18 protein-coding genes are annotated in these 25,684 nt (G+C 41.9%); 9 read left to right on the top strand and 9 right to left on the bottom strand.

Translation table 11 applies throughout. The features are described 5' to 3' along the window. Positions 1–25: 25 nt before the first annotated feature. The 4 genes from ACQ4LT_RS04130 to ACQ4LT_RS04145 are packed head-to-tail and all read right to left on the bottom strand — an operon-like array spanning position 26 to position 4,375. Entirely contained in the window at positions 26–1,507 is a 1,482-nt protein-coding gene (locus ACQ4LT_RS04130; RefSeq protein ID WP_445664753.1) for an OstA-like protein, read from the bottom strand. Beyond that, on the bottom strand, positions 1,508–2,089 hold the full coding sequence (gene lptC / locus ACQ4LT_RS04135) for an LPS export ABC transporter periplasmic protein LptC (RefSeq protein WP_445665063.1): 582 nt from the start codon (positions 2,087–2,089) through the stop codon (positions 1,508–1,510). Next, positions 2,058–2,693, bottom strand: coding sequence for a uracil phosphoribosyltransferase (gene upp / locus ACQ4LT_RS04140; RefSeq protein ID WP_445664754.1), 636 nt, complete (start codon positions 2,691–2,693; stop codon positions 2,058–2,060). Before upp ends, lptC begins: the two co-directional genes overlap by 32 nt. Positions 2,694–2,704: 11 nt before the next feature. Further along, positions 2,705–4,375, bottom strand: coding sequence for an alanine/glycine:cation symporter family protein (locus ACQ4LT_RS04145; protein ID WP_445664755.1), 1,671 nt, complete (start codon positions 4,373–4,375; stop codon positions 2,705–2,707). 218 nt (positions 4,376–4,593) lie between these two features. Between ACQ4LT_RS04145 and ACQ4LT_RS04150 the strand changes: the two genes are divergently transcribed. After that, entirely contained in the window at positions 4,594–4,893 is a 300-nt protein-coding gene (locus tag ACQ4LT_RS04150; protein ID WP_445664756.1) for an HU family DNA-binding protein, read from the top strand. 293 nt (positions 4,894–5,186) lie between these two features. Here the strand turns inward: ACQ4LT_RS04150 and ACQ4LT_RS04155 are convergent, their stop codons facing one another. Beyond that, the gene (locus ACQ4LT_RS04155) at positions 5,187–5,837 is read right to left on the bottom strand and encodes a hypothetical protein (RefSeq protein WP_445664757.1); all 651 of its coding nucleotides are present in this window, start codon (positions 5,835–5,837) and stop codon (positions 5,187–5,189) included. A 58-nt stretch (positions 5,838–5,895) separates the two neighbouring features. Between ACQ4LT_RS04155 and ACQ4LT_RS04160 the strand changes: the two genes are divergently transcribed. The 6 genes from ACQ4LT_RS04160 (at position 5,896) to ACQ4LT_RS04185 (ending at position 19,471) form a co-directional block, all read left to right on the top strand. After that, complete coding sequence (locus ACQ4LT_RS04160) at positions 5,896–7,488, top strand: NFACT RNA binding domain-containing protein (RefSeq protein WP_445664758.1); 1,593 nt, start codon at positions 5,896–5,898, stop codon at positions 7,486–7,488. Positions 7,489–7,490: 2 nt separating this feature from the next. Further along, a complete protein-coding gene (locus tag ACQ4LT_RS04165) occupies positions 7,491–8,051 on the top strand; it encodes a shikimate kinase (protein WP_445664759.1) in 561 nt (186 codons plus the stop codon). Further along, entirely contained in the window at positions 8,035–9,126 is a 1,092-nt protein-coding gene (gene aroB / locus ACQ4LT_RS04170) for a 3-dehydroquinate synthase (RefSeq protein WP_445664760.1), read from the top strand. Before ACQ4LT_RS04165 ends, aroB begins: the two co-directional genes overlap by 17 nt. Positions 9,127–9,139: 13 nt before the next feature. Further along, the gene (locus ACQ4LT_RS04175; protein ID WP_445664761.1) at positions 9,140–13,816 is read left to right on the top strand and encodes an AsmA family protein; all 4,677 of its coding nucleotides are present in this window, start codon (positions 9,140–9,142) and stop codon (positions 13,814–13,816) included. Between the two features lie 89 nt (positions 13,817–13,905). Next, positions 13,906–16,083: a ribonuclease R gene (gene rnr, locus ACQ4LT_RS04180; protein WP_445664762.1), complete on the top strand. Its 2,178-nt coding sequence runs from the start codon at positions 13,906–13,908 to the stop codon at positions 16,081–16,083. 19 nt (positions 16,084–16,102) lie between these two features. Then, positions 16,103–19,471 carry a peptidase MA family metallohydrolase gene (locus ACQ4LT_RS04185; protein ID WP_445664763.1) on the top strand — a complete coding sequence of 1,123 codons (3,369 nt, stop codon included), beginning with the start codon at positions 16,103–16,105 and terminating at the stop codon, positions 19,469–19,471. Positions 19,472–19,572: 101 nt separating this feature from the next. Here the strand turns inward: ACQ4LT_RS04185 and ACQ4LT_RS04190 are convergent, their stop codons facing one another. The 4 genes from ACQ4LT_RS04190 to ACQ4LT_RS04205 are packed head-to-tail and all read right to left on the bottom strand — an operon-like array spanning position 19,573 to position 23,565. Then, positions 19,573–20,880 carry a type IX secretion system plug protein gene (locus tag ACQ4LT_RS04190; protein ID WP_445664764.1) on the bottom strand — a complete coding sequence of 436 codons (1,308 nt, stop codon included), beginning with the start codon at positions 20,878–20,880 and terminating at the stop codon, positions 19,573–19,575. Next, a complete protein-coding gene (gene dapF / locus ACQ4LT_RS04195) occupies positions 20,852–21,688 on the bottom strand; it encodes a diaminopimelate epimerase (RefSeq protein WP_445664765.1) in 837 nt (278 codons plus the stop codon). Before dapF ends, ACQ4LT_RS04190 begins: the two co-directional genes overlap by 29 nt. Next, positions 21,688–22,890, bottom strand: coding sequence for a DNA polymerase III subunit (locus tag ACQ4LT_RS04200; protein WP_445664766.1), 1,203 nt, complete (start codon positions 22,888–22,890; stop codon positions 21,688–21,690). Before ACQ4LT_RS04200 ends, dapF begins: the two co-directional genes overlap by 1 nt. A gap of 6 nt (positions 22,891–22,896) precedes the next feature. After that, complete coding sequence (locus ACQ4LT_RS04205; protein ID WP_445664767.1) at positions 22,897–23,565, bottom strand: heme exporter protein CcmB; 669 nt, start codon at positions 23,563–23,565, stop codon at positions 22,897–22,899. Between the two features lie 148 nt (positions 23,566–23,713). Between ACQ4LT_RS04205 and ACQ4LT_RS04210 the strand changes: the two genes are divergently transcribed. Both ACQ4LT_RS04210 and dacB read left to right on the top strand, forming a co-directional pair. Continuing rightward, complete coding sequence (locus tag ACQ4LT_RS04210; RefSeq protein WP_445664768.1) at positions 23,714–24,184, top strand: PTS sugar transporter subunit IIA; 471 nt, start codon at positions 23,714–23,716, stop codon at positions 24,182–24,184. A 30-nt stretch (positions 24,185–24,214) separates the two neighbouring features. Continuing rightward, complete coding sequence (gene dacB, locus ACQ4LT_RS04215; RefSeq protein WP_445664769.1) at positions 24,215–25,684, top strand: D-alanyl-D-alanine carboxypeptidase/D-alanyl-D-alanine endopeptidase; 1,470 nt, start codon at positions 24,215–24,217, stop codon at positions 25,682–25,684.

Below are 25,684 nucleotides of genomic sequence, written 5' to 3' on the forward strand. Positions count from 1 at the left end.
GGTTCATCTCTGAGATAATCTCCACTTATAAATTCAACCACTTGCTGCCGGGATGATTTTCTTTGAGGTGTTGGATAAATCGGCGCGGTAATTTAAAAAAGAGCTCTTTGGGAATCGGTGGAAAGCGCCGCTGCATTTTTTTCTCCGGCTGTTGAGGCCGCTGTTTAGGATTCCAGCTAAAGCCATCGAGGCGACGGTTTTTGGTCTGCTCACTTTCCGGCAGATATGAGCCATTGACGGCACCAATGGCTTTCATCCTTGCAAGTTCTCCATCCTCAAAAAAGATTCGAATATTTGGTGCCGATAAATCCACGGCTCCGTCGGGTTCATCCTGATCATTTTTGGTAAAGCGGAGCAGCTTGGAATTTCCAAAAACATAAATTTCACTTAATGATCCATCGTTAAAATCAGCGTGGAGAGTATCACCCGTAATTTGATTTAAGCGATTGATGGAGGTGTCTTGCTGTACCGAAAAGGGCCTCGGGTGAGAAATTAAACTGTCAATATCGCCATTTATAATTTTAGCTCTGATATAAGGCCCCGATAGTTGCACCTGCTTATGCCATGATTTTGCATTGGACCAGAGTTCAAAGGTTTCGGTGCTGTCGGTATATTTTGAGGTGTCCGAAACGGATGAAAAAGAAGGAGACCAGATGCGTACGCTGTCGTATCCAAATACGATAGTCGTAGTATCGGTTGGCGTACGCTGTTCCTTTGATAAAATGGTTTTTGCCCTTATGTGCGTCGTATCAGCTTGTGTGGTGTCAGCCGTATCCTGCTGAAAACTTTTGAGCCATGCATCGCCTTTAAGGAGTCTTCGTCCTGTAGAATCGGCTTCCAGGTACTGTCCCTTGATCATAGAGTCGTTTTCGCGATCGTCCCCAAAAATATCGCCGTAGAGTTCGTAATACTTTGTTTCTCGGTTGCTAAACAGAGAGTCGCCTTCGAGGTATTGAAGAGAATCGGATAGCTGTACTTTTCCATAGAATTTAGCACTGTCGGGTTCACGATAGTAAAATCCTGAATCTGCGACTAAGGTACCTCGTTGATCTTCGAGCCGAATTTCGTCAAGAAAATTGGCCACTTTGGTCGTAAAGCGATAATCAACGCTGTTTCCAAAGAGGGTGGTGCTATCCGCTTCAATAATAACTCGTCCACGCAGTTGACTAAAATCAATGTTGGTGTAGTATCTCAGCGTGTCGGCCCAAATTTTTTCGGTCTCTGTATTAATTTGAATGTTGCCGAAAGCGCGGATCTCATTTTTATTGACAAACTGGTAGGCACTGTCGCAGTACATCTCCATATTTTCACTTTGCAGATGTACATCACCCAGAATTTTTTGTACTCGTTCGCCTTCGTACTGCCCACCTTGAATACTATCAGCTTCTAAGATGTTTACCTGATTTTGTGCTTGAGCATCCAGATTCCATCCAATCAATTGAACTGCTAAGAATGATAGTAGCAGAATGATAATTTTTGGTGATATCCGGATGGTATTGTGGCTCATTTAATCAACGATTACGCGTCCTTTAGGTTCCTTGATTGTATAGTCTACCAAGTCGGTATCGCCCTCGAAACCGGTGCCAGCAATGCTGTCGGTAGGCGTTTTAATAATAACAAATTTAGGCGTGCTGATGTTATTTGTGGATTGATTCCATTCCAAATATTCCGAGTCGAGATGGCGATTATCTCTTGTTTCTACCTGTACGTCTCCAAAAAGTTCAAATATCGTATCCTCAGGCTTATATACGGCCCTGTTTGAAAATACTTTTGTTTTTACAGCTCCTACAGAGTCAAACACGTGAACAGTAACCGGACCTTTAATCCGAGTTTCGTTTTTATCGTCATTAGAATAAGTGGCCGCATAAGATCCCCACAGTCGGACCTTCTTTTGTCCATCTTCCATAATCTCCATATCCATATCCCAGGTTTCGGTGGATGAGGTAAGGGAATCTCTTAGGGCTTCGTTAACCTGTTTCGATTCCTCTTGCGAAAGGTCTCCACACGCAGAAATCCCCACTATTATCAGCAAGCATAAGAAAAGGGAAAAAAGGTTGTTATGTTGTTCCAAAATATCGGTCACCTGCATCACCTAATCCGGGTACGATAAAGGCATCGTCATTAAGTTTTTCATCGATAGCAGCCGTAATGGCATGTACGTTGGGATGTTCTTCTTCAAGTTTTTGTAAACCCTCTGGAGCACAAATTAACGATACAAAACGAAGATGTTGTGCGCCTTTATCCTCTAAAAATGAAAGGGCATCGTGGGCGCTCCCCCCGGTTGCCAGCATCGGGTCTACGACAAGCACCATATCATCTTCAACGCCATCGGGAATATTCGAATAGTAATCTTCCGGCTGGTGCGTTGTTTCATTACGTTCCATGCCCAAGTGACCAACCCGCGCGTCTGGAATAAATTGAAGCAAGGCGTCGGAAAGACTAAGTCCCGCACGTAGTATTGGTACTACCATCACCCCTTGATCAATATCATAGCCGGTTGTTTTCTGGATGGGTGTTTCAACCTCGAATGTAGTTTGGGGAAGTTCTTTAAGCGCATGATAGGCCAGAATCATAGCTATACGCTTAATGGCCGCCCGAAATTCAGAAATATTGGTGTTAACATCCCGCAGGATTGTCAAATCGCGGTTCACTACGGGATGTTTAACAAGCGTTACGTTTTTGAAATCAGACATAATAGTTGTGGTTATACATCTGGGTTTTCAAAGTATTTTTGAGTGATCTTGTAGGCAACTCCTGACAGAGCAAATAGTGCAATAATGTTGAAGAAGGCCATAAGACCCAGCATCACATCACCAAATGCCCAAATGGTCGTGAGTGTGACAACAGCACCGAAGAAGTGCATACCAACAAAAGCGAGGCGGTACCAGAAAATAGATTCAAAGCCGAACAGGTATTGTGCCGCACGGTCGCCGTAGTAACTCCAGCTGATGGAGGTTGAGATTGCAAACAACAGCACTGCAAACGTCACTAAATATCCACCCCCGGGCATAATGGGCGCTAATCCCCGTTCAAAAGCAGCTGCTGTTAATGGAGCTCCGTTTTGTACAACCCCTCCATGAAGATTGCTCAATTGAGTATCATCAGAAGAATATACAGCAACTCCTCGATAGCCGTCATTGTTCTGTCGTGGCGATAATTCAATACGACCACTAAATGGAGTGGTATACGCTTCATCAGCAAACATCGTATCAACAGGAGCTTCGTAGTGCGTCATTTCTCCGTTGGTTGGCAATCCATCTTCGAAATAAAGTACGGGTGCATCTCCGGCTTGTTCTGTGTTATCAGTAGTTTCGGTATACGTGTAGGAGACAGTATCTGCAGTGGGATCGATAGATGATTTGTGTTGCATATCCCAGGCACCGGTAGAAATAATTACCAAGCCGGTCATCGTACAGATGATAAGCGTATCAATAAAAGGCTCGAGTAGTGCAACAACACCTTCGCGAACAGGTTGGTCGGTCTTAGCGGCCGAGTGAGCAATAGGGGCTGATCCCTGTCCCGCCTCGTTAGAGAATAATCCTCGCTGTACACCATAGCTCAATGTAAATATCAGGGCTCCGGAGCCGACGCCCAGTGCACCGGCTGTTGGGTTAAAAGCGTTACTGACAATAGCTATAAATGAAGGGATTACAGCATCGTAGTGGATCAGCAGAATTACCAGTGCACCTAATACGTAGAGAATGCCCATAAACGGGACCAGGCGTGATGTCACTTTTCCGATTCGCTTAATACCTCCAAGAACTACGGCTGCGACTAAACTCGCTGTAACAAGTCCCGTAATCCAAACGGGAATTTGAAAGTCCGTTTTCATAACATCAGCAACGGTATTGGCCTGTACGGCATTACCGGTAAGAAATGCACAAATAGCAGCAGTAACTGCAAATGATACTGCCAGCCATTTCCAGTTTTTTCCAAGTCCTTTCTCAATATAATACATAGGGCCGCCGGAGACTGTGCCATCGGGGTTGGTGCCGCGATATTCTTGAGCAAGGGTCACCTCAGTAAATTTTATCGCCATTCCAAAAACGGCAGTAACCCACATCCAGAATAATGCCCCCGGTCCACCGTAGTGAATAGCAAGGGCTACGCCGGCAATATTACCAATTCCTACCGTTGCTGACAGGGCGGTGGTAAGAGCTTGGAAGTGATTAATGTCTCCTTCATCTTCAGGATCATCATAAAAGCCGGTTACTACTTTAAGTCCGTGACCGAATCTTCTAATTTGAATAAAGCCTAAACGTACTGTTATGTAGATTCCGAAGGCCAATAATATGACGACCATGGCGGGCATGGCTTCGGGAGTGTTCCAGATGAGATCTACAAGCCAGCTAATAATTTGATCAAATGTCTCCATATGTTATTAAATATTCTTGGGTTATATTTGAGAACCAATCAAGCGGAAGGTATAAAAAGATTTTCGAATTTTTTAAGTTTAATTGATAATCTGCTATGACAAACCATTAAAAAACGTTAAAATAATATAAATAAATCAGATCGGATTAATATTTCAAAGTGCTTATATTTAACAAGAGTTGTAGTAGTTAATTGTGATTACAATAAAGGTGAGGAGTTATGACTAAAGCAGACATTGTTGATGTAATTGCATCTTCAACAGGGCTTACAAAAGTTGAAACCGAGGCTGTCGTCAACGGTTTTATGGAAACCGTTATTGATGCAATGAAGAGAGGCGAACATATAGAGTTGAGGGGCTTTGGAACGTTTAAAGTGGTTAAGCGAGCTGAGCGGGTAGCCCGCAATCCGAAGACAAATGAAGAGGTTATTGTTCCGGAACAGTATGTGCCGGTCCTAAAAATGTCTAAGGATTTTAAAGAGGCAGTCAACGAATCTATAATGGAGGATGAGGGTGAATAAGCATCGTTAATTTTCAACCCAAATTTTCAGGTTTTATTTGTGCGATATGCGTATCTTGCCAAGTTATTTCTATTATCCCGGATACCTGTTGGTATCAATGAATAAAAAATTAGGTGACTGTTATGCCAAGTGGAAAGAAAAGAAAGCGTTCAAAAATTGCTAAGCACAAGCGTAAAAAGCGATTGCGCAAAAATCGACACAAAAGGAAATAGTGTTGAGATAAGAATTTATAAAAAAAGCTTTCAGGAGTTCTGAAAGCTTTTTTTATTTAATTAAGTTTTGATCGCCCCCTTTTACGCAGCTTGCGATTCCAGTGTTTGGTCGGCAATTCGCAACACACGGTTTGCTTTTACCAACAGCTCTTGCAAGCTACGACTTACAAAATCATGAACATCATTAAGGCTGTTCATATCTTCCAGCGTGTATTGGAAATAGGATATTAAGTTAACTGCGGATAGATACTTCTCGCTTTCAGATCCTTCAACCTCGATATGCCAACGGGTGATGATATCATCATCGGCCAACAGTTCGTTGACCTCTTGACTTATTTGCTCCATCCACTGGCTGGCATCTTCTAACCGATGGTGCCCGTTATTAGCTGCTAACGTAGGGTTCGGAGCTTTTTCATCAAATAGCCAAGTAATTTCAATATCGATAGCTGGTGAAATGGAGGTACTCACCATGTTATCTTCCTGCAAAAAAGGATGTTCTTCCATGCCTTGAAGTTGTTTGGCTAATACTGTTTCACGAAATCGATCCCAGTCGAAATTTATTGATAATGCTTTTAGAAAATCAGATTTAGGTTTGAGATCAAATTCAATTTCCAGTCCCGTTGCATTTATTCTATCTTCATTCCAAGTGCGAAAGGTATTAATTGTGAAGTCTCTCTTATGTAAGTCACTTTCTATCCGGTTCACTACAGAGTTGAATATCGGATATGTCATTATTTCAATCTATTAAGTTCAAAATTTTACGTTTCAGTTAGAATCGTCTCTATAAAGCATGAATAACTTTTACACGCTAATATATTTAAACCGTGAGATAAAAGAAAAAATAGAGAATGCATTATTTAGCTTTGCGATTTCTCCCCACAAAGATGTACTCCATATATACATTGATCGAGACGGTGAAACTTCGCGACTGATATTTAGTGCAAATCCGAGAGAGACAGCCCTGTTTTTGGATTTCTATCGTCCGCCCAAGAAAAGTAATGTAATTGATTTCTTTGAGTCTCTTGAAGGCGAAAAGATTATCGATATGAAATTGGCAGATAAAGATCGGTTGGTATCCATCTATTTTGAGAATGGACAGCATCTGCTTTTTAAGCTTTTCAGTGGAAATCCCAACGTGTTTTTGGTTGAGGATGATGTAATTATAGATGCTTTTAAAAATCCAGATGAAGTAACAGGAGAGGCCCCTCCCAGACCAGAAGCTCCCACATTTCTGGAGGAAGTAAGTCCCCGCCGATCAGCCAAAAACCAGATGACAGAGGTGAATCCGCTTCTACCGCGCAACTTGTTGCCGTACTTGATTGAGGAGCATGATGTTGATAAGATGTCTCCTGAACAGGTAAGGGAGTTTACAGATGAGGTTACTCAGGCATTGTTGGATGATCCGCATCCCAGAGTGCTAAAGACGGGCGACTTCTGTCTCTGGTCGAAAGAGTGGCTGGATATTCCCAGCGAAAAAGAGTGTCACGAGGTCAATGATTGCGTTGCTTTTGCCTATAAAAATGCGGTTCATCTGCGTCGCCTGCATGAAAATAAAGAGGATATCCTTCAGTTTTTAGAGCGAAGTAAATCTCAAAAAGAAAGTTTAATAATACAGCTTCAGCAGGCCGAGAAAAGTCTAAAGCGGGCTGAAGAGTATGAGAAATACGGTCATTTGTTGATGGCGCATGCCCATGAACAGCTTACAGAGGGGACCACCGAAATTACGATCGAGGATTTTTATGAGAATAATGAGGAAATTACGATCCCGCTGAAAGAGGACAAGTCAATAGCTGACAATGCCGAGTATTATTACGAAAAGTCGAAAGATGCTAAGAAATCGTATCAAAATGCCAGGCAGCGTCTGCCAAAAGTTAAAAAGGAACTTGAACAGGTTGAGCAGTTGTTAGATGAAATTGAAGAAATTGATCACTTACCAGATTTGAATAGTTGGGTAAAAGATAATAAACAGAAGCTTGAAGATTTCGGTTTTGGTAGTGGTGATGACAAGCAGGCGACATCCCCCTTTAGAAAATTCAAGGAAGGAAAGTTTGAGATCTGGATTGGCAAGAGTGCCAAAAGTAACGATCAACTTACCAGTCATGCCCATAAAGAGGATATCTGGCTGCATGCCCGGGGCGTGGGGGGATCACATGTGGTTATTCGGATGGGAAATCGCAAGGATTATCCGCCGCAGCAGGTATTATTGAAAGCGGCCAGCTATGCGGCTTATTTTTCGAAGGCGCGTGGCATGAAATCCGCTCCTGTTATGTATACCAAGGTAAAATATGTCCGCAAGCCCAAGGGTGCTGCCCCGGGGGCAGTGGTAATAGAACGTGATGAACAGGTAGAAATGGTACCTCCAATGAAACCTCAAAGTGTATAACCATGATTTCGAATTTACCTGAACGTATTTTTTTATGCGGATTTATGGGCGCCGGGAAATCGGTAATAGGCAAGAAATTAGCCAAGAAGTTGGAATTATCGTTTTTAGATCTGGATGATAAGATCGAATTGGAAACAGGACAATCGATTCCCAAAATTTTTGAGGAATCCGGCGAATCAGCTTTTCGGGTTGCTGAGCGACGTGCGCTGTTGGAAGTGATCAGAAAGTTCAACGGGGTGGTGTCACTTGGCGGGGGCAGCTTGCAAAATCAGCATATGGTTGACCACGTTAAATTAAATGGATTGCTTATATTTATAGAAACGCCGATTTCTGTTATCTTAGATCGCATATCACAGGACAAAAACCGGCCGCTACTTTGGGATGAGCAGGGAAATCTCAAGAGTGAAAAACAGCTAAAAAATGAATTAACGGCTTTGTATGAAAAACGTTTACCATTATATAAGCAAGCGGCGATACAAGTTAAAAATGACGGAAGGAAAAACGTTGAGGAAATTGTAGAAACATTATTAAAAAAGATTAGAAACCATGTCGAATATTATTAATGTTGACATTTCGCTGGATCAAGAGTATCAAATTTTTATTGGCCAGCAATTGGCTCAATCCTTTAAAGCGTATTGTGAGGCCCACTACAGTCAGAATAGCATTTTTGTTCTAATCGATGAAAACGTTAACCGATTGCATGGGGAAAAGGTAGCAAAGCTGGTCAGCGATTTTGAGAATACTCACATTATTGAAATTCCTGAAGGGGAAACTTCAAAGTCAGTCAGGAAATGGAACAATATCATAAATAAGGTATTAGAAATAGGGATAGAGCGATCGACGCCAATATTAGCTGTAGGAGGTGGAGTTACTGGTGATCTTGCAGGATTTGTTGCTGCAACGGTGTTGCGGGGCGTACCGCTTATTCATATGCCAACCACGCTGTTGGCGATGGTGGATAGTTCGATTGGTGGCAAAACGGGCGTTAATCATGCTACAGGTAAAAACCTTATTGGCAGTTTTTATCAGCCTGATGCCGTGTTTTCGGATATCGCATTTCTGCAGACGCTCGAACAAAAGGAGTGGGTTACGGGGATGGCAGAAATATTAAAATATGCTGCTATCCGAAACCCCCAGCTGTTTGAAGTGATAGAAGAGCTGATTCATCAGCCCTTAACGCCAAAGAAGCGCTGGGTTGGGGTTGTTGAGGAAAGTGCCCGAATTAAAGCTGATATTGTGCAGGAAGACACTCTTGAGGCGGGTAAGCGAGCATATTTAAATTTCGGACATACTTTTGGTCACGCCCTTGAGAAGGTCTCGGGCTATGGAGAAATTACTCATGGAGAGGCTGTTTTCGCAGGAATGATTGCGGCCTGTCATTTTTCGCAAGAGCTGGGACATCTCGTAAGCGATGTACGTTTTTCTCCTTTTCTATCGTTGTATAAAAAACAGATGTCGTCGTTGACGGCAAATACCGAAGAACTTTTAGAAGCGATGAAAACCGATAAAAAAGTAAAAGATAATACTATTCGTTTAGTGTTGTTGAATAAATGGGGATCGCCGTATCTTTATAGCTGTGAAGATTATTCGTTACTCCGAAAAAGTTGGAGCTACACCTTGGATAAATTTAATACATAAATGTTGAGCATACGTGTTTTATCGCTGGTTATATAAAAGCTGGAAATACTTCTGGAGAATAGTCTTTGTACTATTGCTTACAGCTGTTGTCCTTTCGGGTATTATCATTGGTATTTTACAGCTTGATGTAACAAAAAACTATCTGGCGGACCGGATAGAGCAGCAGGTGGAACAAACATATAAAGCAGAACTCAATATTGGGGATGTCGATGGTTTTCTGCCTTTCCAAATGAGTTTGTACGATGTTACTTTGCTGCGCAGTGACGAGTCCGAGGCTGATACATTAGTATCGGTTAAGCAAGTTGACAGCGAAATTGATGTTTGGGAGTTGCTTCAAAATAAGCTGACGATTGTTGGCTTTTCTTTGCAGTCTCCCGAAGTTAATCTCCGATCAGATAAAAACGGCAGACTGGTATTGCTTGAACACAGGTCGGAAGCTAAAAAGCGCCAGCGCTCAGATGGAGATCCCTGGTTGAGTAGAATTGAAATTATTGCTCCCAATGTGAGTATCGAAAGTGGTTACGTTTATCTGGAAACTGAAGCGGACAGGCATCAAATTGGGAACCTTCCGTCTTCATTTTCGCTGACCAATATTAATGCCTCGCTTTTTGTGGATTGGAGCGAAATGCAACGGTATTTGGATATCGAATCATTTTTTGCCGAGTCTGACAACTTGCAGGTCGAACGTATTTCTGCATCAGGACAGCTCTACAATGATCACCGGTTCCTGGAGTTTAATTCTTTTTATTTAACGTTGGGCAGTTCACGATTTGTTTTTAATGGTGAGGTCGATGGTGTAAATCTCTTAGAGCCCAATGTTACTAAACAGCTTAAAGCAGCTCGCTATGATCTGGATGTGCGTTCTGAGAAAATCGATCTAAAAGATATCTCAGATCTTGTGGCTAACACACCGGATCTCGAAAAACCACTAAGCTTGGATTTTAGGACAGAGGGGTCTGCTGATTCCCTTTGGATAGATCGTGCCGAGCTGGGAATCGGCGAAAGTTACGTGAAATTGAATGGAATTATTAAAAATGTAATTGATCGGCAAAAGTTATCATATGAACTTCGTTTCGAAGGATTGAACCTGCGAAATGAAGATCTTGCCCAGTTGTTAGATTCGCTGGCTATTCCCAATAACGAAGAGCTCCAAAGTCTGGCCATTTCTGGTCAGGCCAACGGTAGTTTGCAAAATATTAAGGGTGATTTTTCTGTATCGAGTACACTTGGAACGCTTGAAATTGAGGGTGAGACACAGCTTGTTGAGCCTTTTAGTTACAAGGGAACTTTAGTTGGAAAAGAACTGGATATAGCCCCTTTCTTTGCAGAGCGCGTTGATACTACTGCTCTTAATTTTGATGCCCGGCTGGAAGGAAAAAGGTTTAACCTGGATAAAGCAGTATCTGATCTGAGTGTAACATTTACAAATAGCAGAGTAGGTCGCCATCAATTTGAGCGGTTAGCTCTATCCTCAAACCTGGACAACAAAGTTTGGAATCAAGAATATGAGTATCACAATAATGATCAGTTGCTACAGGGGTCTTCATCAATAAACTTCAATGATGAGGATCGAACGTTAGCCATAAGAGGAAATGGCCAAAATGTAAACCTGGCTAATTTTTTTACCGAAAATAAGGTGGCACAGACCGCGCTTAATTTTGATTATAGTGTGGAGGTTCAGGGATTTGAACCCAACCACATTCAGGGCAAAGCAAACCTTGATGTAGCCCCATCAGTTATGAATGACGATACGGTACGCGCCCATCAGCTTTATATGGATTTAAATTCGCCGGATGCGTCAACGCGGAAGTTCCGACTTACCAGTTCCCTGCTTGATCTGAATATAAGCGGTGAGGTTACACCGGCTGACGTGATTTCACAGACAAGGTTTTGGGGCTCATATCTTAAAAACAGGTTTGACTCCGAAATAGGGATGACCCAACCGATCCTTGCTGACTCTTTAAATGGCTCCCCACAAGATAAGAACGTGGTTGTGGATGGGAGTTTGCGGACAAAGGATTTGGGATTACTTAAAAAATATTTTCCTCAATTCCCTGCTCTTTATTCGGAATCAGATGTTACTTTTAATGTAAATACAGATGGAAGGCGACTGCTTTTATCGGCGGAGATGGTATCGGATACTCTCTCTTACAATAATTTTAATTTTCAGAACACCAATACTCAATTTACCGCCAGTTTCAGAAGCGATCGTACGTTCAGCGAGTTTTCATCGGTTGATTGGGAAGCCAATATCTCAAAAATGGAAACGGAATCGGTCGATTTAGATTCAACAGTTTTTGATCTGTCTGTAAAACAAGATTCCATTTATTTTACTCAGCATGTAGGGGCTATATCCGACGATGCGCAATTTGATATGACTCTTCAATCAAATATTACTGATTCGGTTATTACCGTATCGGTAGAAGATTTTTTTGTAGGCAATAATCAGTATGCATGGATCAACGAACGGAATCCCAAATTACAATATTTTCGAAGTGGAGAAATAGATTTTGATGATTTTAGCTTTCAGAATAAAAATGAATATTTCAGATTGCAGGGCACGTTAAGTTCCAATCGTAGTGATTCATTGACATATACGTTGCACGATATAAACTTGAAGCGAATTTCTAATCTGATTAAAGGAAAAGTGGACTTTGCTGGCGTATTGAACGGTAGCTTGGTCACAAAGTCGTTTACACATCAACCTACTATACAGGGAGATTTAAATATAAATCGGTTTCGAATGAATAACCGTATAGTTGGGGATGTACGTTTTAATAGTAAATATAATCCCGATAAGCAGCGGTTTGATACCCGAATTGATATTTTAACTGACAGTACAAAATACGAGGATTATCTTGCATCAAATGATGGGATAGGTCAAGATATTCGATTGGATGGATATGTTGTAACGCCCGACCCAACGGCCCGACAGGATACAGTTTACCATTTTAATGCGGATTTTGATCAGATTGATCTGTGGTTCTTAGCGGTAATAGCTGACAATGTCTTCGCCGAGGTCGAGGGCCAGGCTTCGGGAACGGGCCATATTACCGGTAATTTAGAGGATTACGATTTTCAGTCCCAATTTGAAATTGAAAACGTATTTGCCCGCCCAGAGTTTATGAATACCAACTATTTTTTAAGCGGTCCGGTACAATTTAATAAGGATGAAGGTGTGGTGCTTGACTCGCTGAATGTGATGGATACCAAAGGGGGAACGGGCACGATCTGGGGGACGGTGGATCTTAATGATTTTGATCCTATTACCTATCTCGATTTAGCACTGAATATGAACCGTTTGCAATTTCTTAATAACAAAATGGATCCCGATGTACCATTTTATGGCAATGTATCAGGTACGGGGCTTGTAAGGCTTTCAGGATCCAATACTGATATGTATATGCGGACGGAAGGCCCCGTAGAGATCACCAGCGATTCTGAAGTTTCTATTCCGCTTCTTGAAGAGACAGAGCTGCAGGAGAGCGGAAAGTTTATCCGGTTTGTAGATTCTTTTGATGAGGTATATAAAAAGGCAGAGTCTCCTGTTAAACGTACAGTACGAGAATCTGAAAGAGCAGAGGAAGCATTGGAGCAAGCCCTTGAAGAGATGACTTTCACTGAGCGTTTTGATCTGGATCTGCGCTTTAACGCATCGGAAAATCTAAGTGTTAATCTTATCTTTGATCCCGTTACCGGAGAAGTGCTTACCGCACAGGGGACCGGACAGCTCCGTATCACGATGCAGGATCAGGACGTACAGATGTTTGGACAATACAACATAAATGGCGGGAACTATCAGTTTGTAACCGGAGAGATTATCAGTCGGCGTCTCCAATTGGAGCCCGGTGGTACTATTGTATGGGAAGGACCGCCCGATAATGCCCGTTTGGATATTAGTGCGGTTTATAATGCTCGACCCAATGTCTCAACATTGCTAAACGAGGATGATCTGAACGGTCAAAATGGGGGCCAACAGGTACCGGTGGATCTTATTGTAGAAATTAACGGAACACTTAATAGTGTTGAAAATAATTACTATTTTAGGCTTCCTTCTACAATGGAGCTTTCCTCAAATTCAACTTTGCAGTATACACTTAACCAAATTAATCGAGACGAGCAGCAAAAGTTGCTGCAAGCCACCAGTATACTTTTTACGGGGCAATTTATCCCGACACAAGGTGTAGGGACGGGCACGGCAATGCTAAGCCAGAATCTGACGCGTGGATCTACGTATGTAAATCCATTTTTGTCTAATCAGGTAAGTTCGCTACTGTCGAATCAAATAAATACGTTACTAAATAGTGATGTAAGCCGTCTGGATATTGATTTTAACTTGAATGCTTATAATGAAGTGGATTTAGGTATCGCTTTGCGATTGTATAATGATCGTTTGATCTTTCGACGTGAAGGGCAAATAACCGGAGGCGGGCCACAAAGTACGCCGGGTGATCGTATTGGTGATTTAAATGCTACATATCGGATTAGAAAAGGATTGTCGTTGACAGCATTTCACCGGCAAGATCAAGCATTGAGTAATGTGCAGGCAAGTTCGCAAGTTGGTGATGTAACCCCGTATGTGGATGGATTAGGGATTGAATCGCAGGTACAGTTTAATACCTGGAATAAATTAATAAATCGAATCAAAGGGATTTTTGGGATGAATGAAGATTCTGCAAACAATGAATAGTGAATTTGTGTTGCTTGAATGAAGTCAGTTTGGAAAAAGAAGGAAGTAAGAAAATTTTAAAAAGTTTTATTCTAATAATTAATAATTAAATGAAGAAAAGTAAGAAAGAAACGTTTGAAGATATTATTCTCAATATTTTGAAAAATAATCCGGAGGCACACCTGCCATTCGATGTTTTGCAGAATATTTTAAGAGTCGATGGTAAGAAAGATAATCAGCATCTTAAAGATGCTATTAACAGTTTATACGACCGCAATTTAATAGTAAAGCGTAAGGGCGGAGCAGTACAGCTTTCTCCCAATGGCAGTGACAGCGATAGTGGTAAGAAAGACCGAAATACCGTAATTGGCAAAATGGATATCAGCCGGCGTGGTACAGGCTACCTGATTGCTGAAGGATTTGAGGAAGATATCCGAGTATCATCGAAACATCTTGGTACGGCTCTGCAGGATGACACCGTTAAAGTAAAGCTATCAGGAAAAAAGGGTAGAAAAAGTCGCCAGGAAGGAAAAGTTGTTGAGATTGTAGAGCGCGGGCGAAGTATATTTGTTGGGATACTCAAAAAGCAAGGGAAGCAGAATTATATTATAGAGCCTGATGAAAAATCGGCTCATACCGATTTCTTTGTGCTACCCAATAACGTTGGTGAAGCCCAACCCGGTGAAAAAGTGGTTTTTGAGCTGGTAGACTGGGTGCATCCTAAGTCACTCCCGGAAGCGAAAATTGTGGAAGTCCTTGGCAAAGAAGGAACAAATGATGCTAACGTACTTTCGATATTAGCAGAAAATCAAATTAAGGCAGGATTCCCCGAGGAAGTTGAAGAATATGCCGCAGATATCAATCGGGAAATCACCGAGAAGGAAATCGAGCGTCGCCGTGATATGCGTGATGAGGTTGTGCTTACGATTGATCCCGATACGGCTAAAGATTTTGATGACGGCTTGAGTATTAAAAAGCTTGATAACGGCAATTACTACCTGGGCGTACACATTGCTGATGTAACTCATTATATGCCGCGAAATACAGTGCTCGACGATGAGGCCGAACATCGTGCTACCAGTGTATACTTGGTGGATCGCGTAATCCCCATGCTGCCGGAAGTTCTGAGTAATGATGTCTGTAGTTTGAATCCGCGGGAAGATAAACTGGCTTTCAGCTGTTTTATGGAAATTACTCCTAATGGAAAGCGAGTAGATTATTCTATTGAAGAAACGGTCATTCATTCCAATAAACGTTTGACCTACGAACAGGCCCAGGAAATTATTGATGGAAAAGACAGTGAGTATGCAAATGAAATCCGTACTGCTGCTAATTTAGCACAGGTTCTTTTGGATAAACGATTTCGAGAGGGCAGCATTAATTTTGAAACGCCCGAACCTAAATTTGTACTGGATGAAAACGGTAAGCCTATTGATGTAAAACTTAAAGAACGATTGTTTGCTCACCGGCTTATTGAGGAGTGTATGCTAATGGCCAATCGCACGGTTGCCAAGTATATAGATGATCTGCGAAAACAATCCAATAAAGAGGAGTCAAAGGACCTGTATCCGTTTTTATATCGCATCCACGATCAGCCGGATCTTGATAAGCTCAAGAATATTGAGGAAAATGTGAAGCCGATAGGGATCAACTTCCATATTGACAGCCCGACGGTGAGTTCTAAAGCTATTAATGTCTTATTGGATCAGATTGAGGATACTTCGCTGGAACTGACAATTAATGACTTAATGCTACGTGCAATGTCGAAAGCAGAATACAGTCCCGATAATATTGGTCACTTTGGATTGGGCTTTGAAAATTACGCACACTTTACCAGTCCTATTCGGCGTTATCCCGATGTGCTGGTGCATCGCTTATTGAAAAGCTATTTAGCTGGAAAGCCCAGTTATTCATACAATGAACTTAAACAGCTGGGATCGCATTGTAGTGAAAGAGAACGGTCTGCTATTGAGGCTGAACGTGATTCTGTTAAGTTGAAGCAGGTCGAATACCTGAGTGAACACTTGGGAGAAGACTTTGACGGCGTTATTAGCGGTGTTATGGACGGTGGTATTTTTGTCGATTTAAAAGACATCCACTGTGAAGGGATGGTACGTGTTAGTGATCTTGATGATGATTATTATGAATATGATGAAAAGCAGCATTGCCTGATTGGTAGAAATCACGGTAAAAAATATCAATTAGGAAAAGAAATTCGTGTTAAAGTCGTTAGAACAGATATAAAAGCACGACAAATAGATCTAAAACTGGTAGATGACGGCAGCTAATTAAAATGCGTATCCACATATGAAATTATCTCAACTTCTTCGGCAATTTTTGGTAGTCCTTTTCCTTACCGCTTTTGTTGGTGGGATGGTACAAGAGGCGCAGGCCCAATACTTTTCGTTTGGAAAGAACAGGGTACAGTACAACGACTTCAATTGGCGGTATATACAGTCAGAGCATTTCGATGTGTACTATTATCAGACAAAGAATTATGATCTGGCTAATTTTACGGTCTACTCTCTGGAGTCGGCCTACAGGCAGTTGAGTGAGGATTTTGATCATGAAATTGCCGATCGTATCCAGGTAATTATATATGATTCTCATAACGATTTTTCTCAGACTAATGTAGTGCCATTGCCGGTAGATACTGAAGGAATTGGCGGTGTAACAGATGCGTATAAAAACCGGATCACAATGCCATTTACCGGTGATTATTCTAAATTTAGGAGTACGCTGCACCACGAGCTTGAACATGCTGTTATCAACGATATGTTCTATGGGGGCAATGTGCAATCTCGGTTGAGTGGAAATGCCCTTCAAATTCCGCTGTGGTATAACGAGGGAATGGCTGAGTATACCTCTCTTGGTTGGGATACAAATACTGATATGTGGATACGTGATGCTACAATTAATAATTATCTTCCTCCTATCCGCCGGCTTGGTGGGTATTTTGCCTATCGTGGAGGACAGTCGGTTTGGAACTATATCGCCGAGGAATATGGTCGCCCAAAAATTACCGAAATTATGCAGACCCTGCATAATCAGCGGAATCTGGAAGTGACGATAAACAGAACGCTGGGATTAAGTTTGGAAGAGCTGTCGGAGCGTTGGCAGGACTTTTACCGAAAACGGTATCTGCCGGAAGTTGCCAATCGCGAAGATATTAACTCATTTGCGGAGTTGTTAACTGAGCGTGATAGATCACAAAGTTATGATACCAGTCCTGCTGTTTCACCTCAAGGTGATAAAATAGCGATGATTACTAATGAGCGGGGCTATTTTGATGTTGTAGTGATCAGTGCTATTACCGGAGATAAAATTAAGACGCTCATAAAAGGGGAGGATAATGTTAACTTTGAAGAACTTAATATTCTTAACCCAAATCTGACGTGGTCGCCGGATGGTCAAAAAATCGCATTGTCCAGTAAGTCCAAAGGATCCGACAACTTGGCCATTGTCGATTATGAAACCGGCAAGGTCAGGATGGTTCAGTTTCCTAAGATAGATGCTATCGGTTCAGTTGCCTGGTCTCCGGATGGCAATAAAATTGCTTTTGATGGTAATATCGGCCCCAATCAGGATATTTATGTGTACAACTTGCAAACGCAGGAGTTTAGCAATGTAACCAATGATGTGTTTTCGGATTATGAGCCTGCCTGGGCCGACGATTCTGAAACGATCTATTTTGTTTCGCATCGAGGCAATCAGGTCCGTTTGAATAATGTGCAGAATACTTCTCGCTTGTTGATGGATGAAGATCTATATACTTCTGATATTTATTCTGTAAAGATTGGTTCTTCAACAGCACAACGACTTACAAAGACTCCCAATTGGAATGAAAAACAACCGGCAACAAGCAGAGATGGTAAGCTTTTTTACATCTCCGATGAAAATGGTATCCCGAACATTTATTTGATGGATCTTAAGGATCGTACCTCTTCACCGGTTACCGATTTGCAGACCGGCGTTATGCAGATATCGATCAGTGCTGATGCCAGCCGACTGGCTGTAAACTCTATAAATGATGGTAATCTGGATATATTTATGGTTCAGTCGCCACTAACGCGGGTTAAGGATCAGCCGCTGGAACCCAATGAGTGGGCCAAAAGAAGAGCTGAAGAACCTATTGGTGAACGCGTGCCAGCTACTAAATACGTACGCAAAATGTTGACGACCCAACCTGTGGATTCAACCAGTTTGACTGAAGCTGTTGCTTCTAAAATTGATCTTGAACCAAAAGGGGCGTATGTAGATACCAGTGCTACCCCGCCAGATACTACCACACAGGCTACTACCGAAGAGGAACAAGAAGAAACAGATAGTTTTGATTTTCGGAATTACGTGTTTGATTCTTCGATAGAAGAAGACACAGCTTTTGTTGCTGAATATATGGATGAGGCGAAATTTAATCTTGAAGGTAATCAAACCGATGATGGGCGATATATTCCCCGAGAATATCGATTGCGTTTTAGCACAGATATTATTTATGCAGGTGGTAACTTTTCTACGGCTTACGGAACGTATGGTATAACTCAGATTCAGTTTAGTGATCTGCTGGGGAACCATCAGATCTCGTTTGGCACGAATCTAAATTTGGACTTACGTAATAGTACGTACTTTTTGCAATATGCCTACTTGGAAAACAGGGCTGATTGGCAATTTACGTTCTTCCACAACGCCAGCAACTTCCAGGATTTTTCTGGTCAACTTTACCGATTCAGATCATATGGCGGTGGTATAAATATGCGGTACCCGTTCGATAAATTTCGTCGTATTGACGTGGGCCTGTCGGGTATTGGAATAGCACAGGACTATAGTATTGCTTATGCAGATACCAGCCAAAATGAGACGGCGGCTTTTGCATATCCCCAAATCATTTACACCAGCGATAAAACGCTACCCGGATATACGACTCCTATAGGAGGATCTCGTTACGCTTTAAGTGTTACAGGTAGTCCGCCCATTACAAATGAAACCCTGCAATTTGCATCTGTAATCGGTGATTATCGAAAGTACTTTAATTTAGGGTCAGGCTACTCCATAGCTCTGCGTGGTTCGGGAGCAGCTTCGTTTGGAAGAGATTCACAGACATTCTTTATGGGCGGTATGCTGGGATGGATAAACGCCAAATACTCGGGGCGTAGTATTCCAACAGATCGGTTGGGAGATACATTTTTTACCCAACCTGCACTTCCACTCAGGGGGCATCCGTATAATGCTATCTATGGAGATAGATTTACCTTGGCTAATGCGGAGTTTAGGTTTCCGCTATTTGCCGCTATTTTACCCGGACCAATACCGATATTGCCGCTTTATAACTTAAACGGCGTTGCTTTCTTTGATGCTGGTATGGCTTGGGGACAGGATGTTGTGTTTGAGTATTATCAGCAAACTTTACCTACTAATCCACAGCCTGCCAGGCAAGAAGCGGTTTTGAATGATGAAGACCTTGACTTTAGAGTCAGTAAAAGATCCCAGCGTCAAATTGATACCGGTAACGGTACGTTTAATGTACCGGTTAATGATGGTGATATCTTGATGGGGGCCGGATTTGGTCTGCGTACTATCGTCTTTGGATTTCCGCTCCGTTACGATGTAGGTTGGCCATATTATCGTGATGGCTTTGGAAATGATCCGATTCACTATATTACGATTGGCGTAGACTTTTAAGCAAGCTCATCAGCCTGATGGGTTACCCATCAGGCTAACTTTAGTTTCTTTTTTAGGCTACATCAACCATGTGTTAAGAATAGTTTTTGTGATTCAGGGATTTATCGTTTTATAACCCGATCTGTTTTTAGCAGCCGATCAAAGTTTTGGTCGGGATCCTTAAAATAGATGAAGGTTAAATACTCCTGCTGAGCCGATAAAAATCCCTGATCCAAGGCAAGATCATCCACCTGATTGTTTTTTACAATTACGTATTTGTAAGCATAGATCCCTTGTTTAATTAACGCTCGTCCCGTCCACATCTGTTTTTCGGAATCAAACCTCATCCTGTTGAGGTCATTGATCATCCAATTGTTGAAGTGGCCCACGATATAAATTTCCGATGAGGGCGAAATACTGTCATCTGCTTGCAGTCTGAATTCCACTTGCGCATAGTTACTATTGCGATCATCATCAGGAACACCCTTGTTGACAGCTGCTTTGGACCGATTTGGAGTGGTATCCAGGTTTTGAACATCCCTGCGTAAAATAACTCTGGGCGGCGTAACACCGGGTTGATGTTCCAGAATCTGTTGTGCATTAACGTCAAAGTTTTGAAGATCCAGGTGCTTGAATTCGTAATTTCCAACAAAAGCATTATCGCGTTCAATATAGCCTCGTAGCTGACCTGGCGTGATGGTATCGAGAAATTCGACTTGTTTTGTTCGTCCCCAGAACTGGTTTGGAACAAATGACATGGATAAATCAAATTGAGGATATGCTACAAAATCAGGATAACTATAGGTGCTAAAAAGCTGATCAAGGGGACGACCATCGTTGCGCTGGGCAAAAAGTCGATCTACCGTTGTTTCTATTTGTCCCTCGTTTTCGGTCACAAAAAATGGCATAGAAAATAGCAGGCTATTATCATCAGCCGAATATACTTTGATGAGATAATTTCCACTTACGGCGGGCTGGAGCTCATTATTCGGGAAAGAAAATTCTACATGGTGATAGGAGGGACGCTGTACAAAACTGATTTTAGACGATTGAATGGTAGTTGCGGAGAAGCTGTCGAGATAGGTATTTGGTCCAATGCCGCTTCGGTTCCAGTTTTTATCGTAATGATCTACCGTTACTCGAAACCGTCGGTTTTGCGTTCCCAAATAATCAAAGGAAAGCAGAAGCTTTTGGGTGGTATTAAGTTCCATAATCGGAGCCTGCCCCGGTTGCCCTTTGGGATGGAGGTGAATACTTTGAATATCATGTGGCGGGGCTTTTTGTTGGTCAAGTACAAATGTTCCTTCCAAATGACTTTCTGATGGCGAAGACTGTTGTTTTTGTGAGGGACTTGAGATAGCACATCCCACAACAATAAATGCCAGTAGAATTGGGATAAGTTTACTGTAAAAAAGTGCCTTTAAATACAAAATGGGCGGGGCCTTCGAGTTTAATATTAGTATATTTGCTTGATTCGGGCAAAAATGAAAAGTGCACCGATAATGTGCCCCCTTTGGTTTCAACCGAATATTTCTGGGTCGAGGTACTACTATCTTGCAGGTGATGCCAGACAAGAGCAGAGGCGATGGCTCCGGTTCCGCATGCCAGCGTTAAATCTTCTACCCCTCGCTCGTATGTTTGGAGTTTAAGTGTATTTGAATCGGTACCAAAGATAAAATTAACGTTTGTTCCTTTCGGCTCAAAGTGTTTATGGTGTCGAAGTTTTCTTCCTTCAGTGGCGAGCTGTTCCTCATGTTCCAGTGTGGTTTCGGCAACTTCTTTTACCACATGTTCGGTACCGGTATAGATAGCATATAGGGTTTCTTCACCAATAATTTTTTCATTGACTGATGCTTCCATCGGAAAAGAAATAATAGCTGAATCGGAATCCAGAACATCAGCCTCATAAATATTATTATGCACATTAAACTGGTGCTGTTTGTCAAATCCCAAGGAGTGAGCAAACAACGCTATGCATCGGGCCCCATTGCCGCACATGCCGGCGTCACTGCCGTCAGGATTTCGATAAAACATTGTATAGTCGATATTACTATGCTCTGGAGGGAACAATGCTAAAATACCGTCGGAACCTACGCCAAACTTGCGGTCACATATATTGGGAGCCAGCGAAATCAGCTCATCTTTGGTAAATGATTTTGAACGGTTATCAAGTACGACAAAGTCGTTGCCTGCCGCCTGCATTTTTGTGAATGGTATGTCGTGGTTAGGTGTATCCATTATTCAGCGAAAGCAGGTAAATGTTTCCAGGAATCTTGTTTGTTGATGACGGGGTCATTTCCACGCATCAGGCTTGAAAATCGAAATGCTAACGAGGTAAAAATAAGTTTTGGCTGTACGTTTCGATAAACCATTGGCTTACATTTATTAACCTGTTCGATCATTTCCTCAAGTCGCGCATCGGTCATTGTCTCACAGAATTTTTGAATAACATCAAGTTGGTCAGCATTGGTAATTAGTTCTTTTTTTTCTGTAGATCTGTAGACCAGCAAATCACGGAGAAAAACTTCCATTACATTCAGGATAGCAATTTGCCCCTCAAGATTCTCCTGACTCTGCCAGTCTTGAGCTGCTTGCGTAATATTAACAGCATCCTGCGAATATGAGTATCGTAAATAATCGATAATTACTTCGCGTGTACTTTTGAGGGTATCAACATCAAAAAAGCGGGTCATCGCATAGTTACCGCCCGAAACACGTGCCAGATACGCAGCCTCGTTCTTATCTACGCCATCTTGTTCAATAAGAGCCTGTTCAATCTCTTTTGTTTTTAGAGGTGATAGCTGAATGTGTTGACAGCGTGAAATGATAGTGGGAAGCAGTGCTTCGGTATTATCGGTTGTAAGCAGAAAAATGAGATCTTCAGCCGGCTCCTCAAGCAGTTTTAAAAAGGAGTTGGCTGCTTCTTTTTTCATGCTCTCAATCCCGGTCATGATGATAACCGTTTTTTGCCCTTCATTGGGTTTATAATAAGCAGCAGGCCGAACCTCTTCTCTGAAATAATCGATAGGATAAAAAGCGCGCTTGTTCTTAGTGCTTTCTTCGTTGGTCAGTGATGGGCGCAGACTAAAGTCTACAATTTCGTAGGGATCTTCGCGCAGGAGCTCCAGACGTTCCCGCAACTCTTCAACTGATACATCTGTAGGTACCGGCAAAAATACATGGATATCAGGGTGAGTAAACCACGATGATTTCTTCGAAAAAGCTTGATCGCCCAAATCTGTTAGATGATCAACGCCGTTTATAAGTTCTGCAAAAGCAAGAGCGAAAGCGGTTTTGCCAATGCCCGGGGGGCCCGAAAAGAGGTAGGAGTGACTAATGCGTCCCGAGTGGATGATGCGCTTTATTTGCTCGCGGGCAAAATCTTGTCCTACCAGGCGACGATCACCAAAATTAAATGTAAGGTCTTTATAGTCAATCATGGTGTTTTATTCTTCAAAAATATAATCAAAAAGTAAAATTCCTGCCGTAATAGTTACGCCGGCATAACCTACCAGAGCCCAAAAATCATTGAGATAGTTTTCGGTAAATCCATCGATAAGTGCCGCCTTGGTTGTTCGCACAAGAATAAGAATTAACGGGAAAAATAACGGTATGCTAAGGACTGAAAAAATTGCTCCTTTTCGGTCGGCCTGCGAGACAATGGCACCAAGCATGGTAGATACCCCGGATAATCCCGCGGTGCCGAAAAGTAGTACTAAAATAAATGCGAGCAGATCGGCGATAGGCATCCCCAGCAGAAATATATAAAGTAAAAAGGTAACTATATTTACTGCGAGAGTGAACAGAAAATTATAGCACAGCTTTCCTACAAAAACTTCTGAGGCATTGCTATGGATGCGGAGCAGGTCAAAGGTTTTGCGATCTGTTTCCATCACAAAAGAACGCGAAAGGCTCGACAGTGCGGCGAAGAGAATCACAATCCAAACGAGGGCACTTTTAGGAGTAGGAGCCAGCTGCTCAGCATTTAGAGCAAACAGAATGAGCAATAAGGCGGCACCCACAAACGCCAGAACGGTGTTAATGGCATACCTTGAGCGAAGTTCAGTTTGTAAATCCTTGGCTAATACTGCCGATATTCCTTGTAAAAAATCCATCAGCAAAGTTTACAAAATTTGTACCCAACAATTAAACTGGAATACCAAAATAGGGATTATAAATTGAAGGAGTATTTAAGTTGTAACAGAAGAAAAACGATGAGTATATTTGAACTGCATATGAAATACATAATTTAGATTTTTCCGCATGAATATTTTCAGCTTATTGAATGAGAAAACTGTTTTACCAAATCTGAAAGCCAAAGATAAAGCTGAGATATTGGGCAAAATGATATCCTCTTTAGAGGATATGGTATCTGATGAAGAACTTGAAGAAATAAGAGAGGCTGTATTTGAGCGCGAACGGATCATGTCTACAGGAGTTGGCAAAGGGTTGGCAATTCCGCATGGTAAAGGATCAGGAATTACCCAAACTTATGCAGCCTTTGCCATCTTAAAAGAACCGGTTGATTATGAAGCTATTGACAGTGAGCCCGTGAATATGGTTTTTCTGTTGGTTGGCCCACAAGCCAGTAATAACCTACATATAAAGATGTTGAGTCGCATCTCAAGGCTGATGAATAATAGTGAGTTTAGAGAACAGCTGCGTAACTGTTCAACAGCGGAAGAAATTATTGAAGCGTTTAAGAAAGAAGAGCATGTTTCGTTGAATGGCTAAAACTTGTACAAAGCAATTAAGCTGAGATTTATGTCTCAAAAAAAATCTATTTGTCTGGGTGCGGGAGCACTTTTTGCACTTTTATTTACAGTCAGTACCGTTCAGGCACAACAGGTTATCTTTTCGCCTGAGATAGTTAATATCATAGAAAATAGTCGAACCAATGATGCTTTTTGGTCAGTCATTGTTCGTGATACAACGGGAAAAATTTTAGAAGGATATAATTTTGAGAAGCTGGTGCGTCCTGCATCAAACTTAAAGCTATTGACATCTGCAGCAATTTTAGATGAATTGGGGCCCGATTATCAATTTCGAACAAAAATGTACGGTATTGGTAAACAGGTGGATGACACCTGGCAGGGCGATATACTTATTCGTGGCGTCGGAGATCCATCTATAAGTGGACGTTTTTATCGGGATGACCGTTTTCATGTGTTTGACAAGTTTTTCTCGGCGCTCTATGACAGGGGTATTCGAAAAATTGACGGCAATTTGATTGGTAATGATGCCTTTTTTGATCAGCAGCCGTATCCTAAGGGATGGAGCTGGGAAGATCTTTCATTTTATTATAGTGTGGAGATTAGTGCATTATCATTTAATAATAATGCCGTAGATCTGACTGTCTATGCCAGGGGAGATGTGGGCGAAAAGCCGGAGATCGAGTGGTTTCCGTTTGATACAGATTATGTAAACTTTATTAATAATCAGGTAATTACACCTGCTGATACAGAATATGATGAGTTTTATCGCCGAAAGTCCGGTACCAATACTATCGTATTGGGTAGTAAATTACCTAAGGGGTATGTAGAAAAGGAGTCGCTTTCGATTGAGGATGCACCGCTCTTTTTTTTGGATACCTTTAGAAAGTATCTCGAAGATGGAAATATTGAACTTAGCGGTGGAATTATCGTAGATAGTAAACCGCAAGACTGGAATGAGGATAGATACCAACAGTTAGCCGAGCATGTATCAGTACCTCTGGATTCGATGTTTCTACAATTGAATAAAGAGAGTGATAATTTTTATGCCGAAATGCTGCTTAAAACCGCTGCTGCCGAGCACTTTGATGCTGCGGGAAGTACGGAGTTGGGCATAAGTCTTGTAAAAGATTTTGCTAAATCCATGAAGATGGATACTACAAATATCGAAATCGAGGATGCGTCCGGCATGGCGGCTTCAACGCTGTTAAAAACGGAAGATTTGAACCAGCTGTTGGTAGAGATGAGAAATCATCCGCACTTTGATGTTTATAAGAAGAGTTTACCCGTAGCGGGACAGGATGGCTCGTTGAAAAATCGGTTTACAAATTCGCCTCTTAAGGGGGAAGTGTTTGGGAAAACGGGGTATGTTTCTGGCGTACGCAGCTTAAGTGGCTATATGGAAAGTATTTCAGGTGAGCCATTAATATTTTCGGTAGTGACAAATAACTATACCGAAAAAACGTCTTATGTTGACACCATTCACGAACAGATTTTAGAAAGTATTTACGTAAAATATTAA

It is taken from the genome of Fodinibius sp. AD559, from assembly GCF_052712805.1.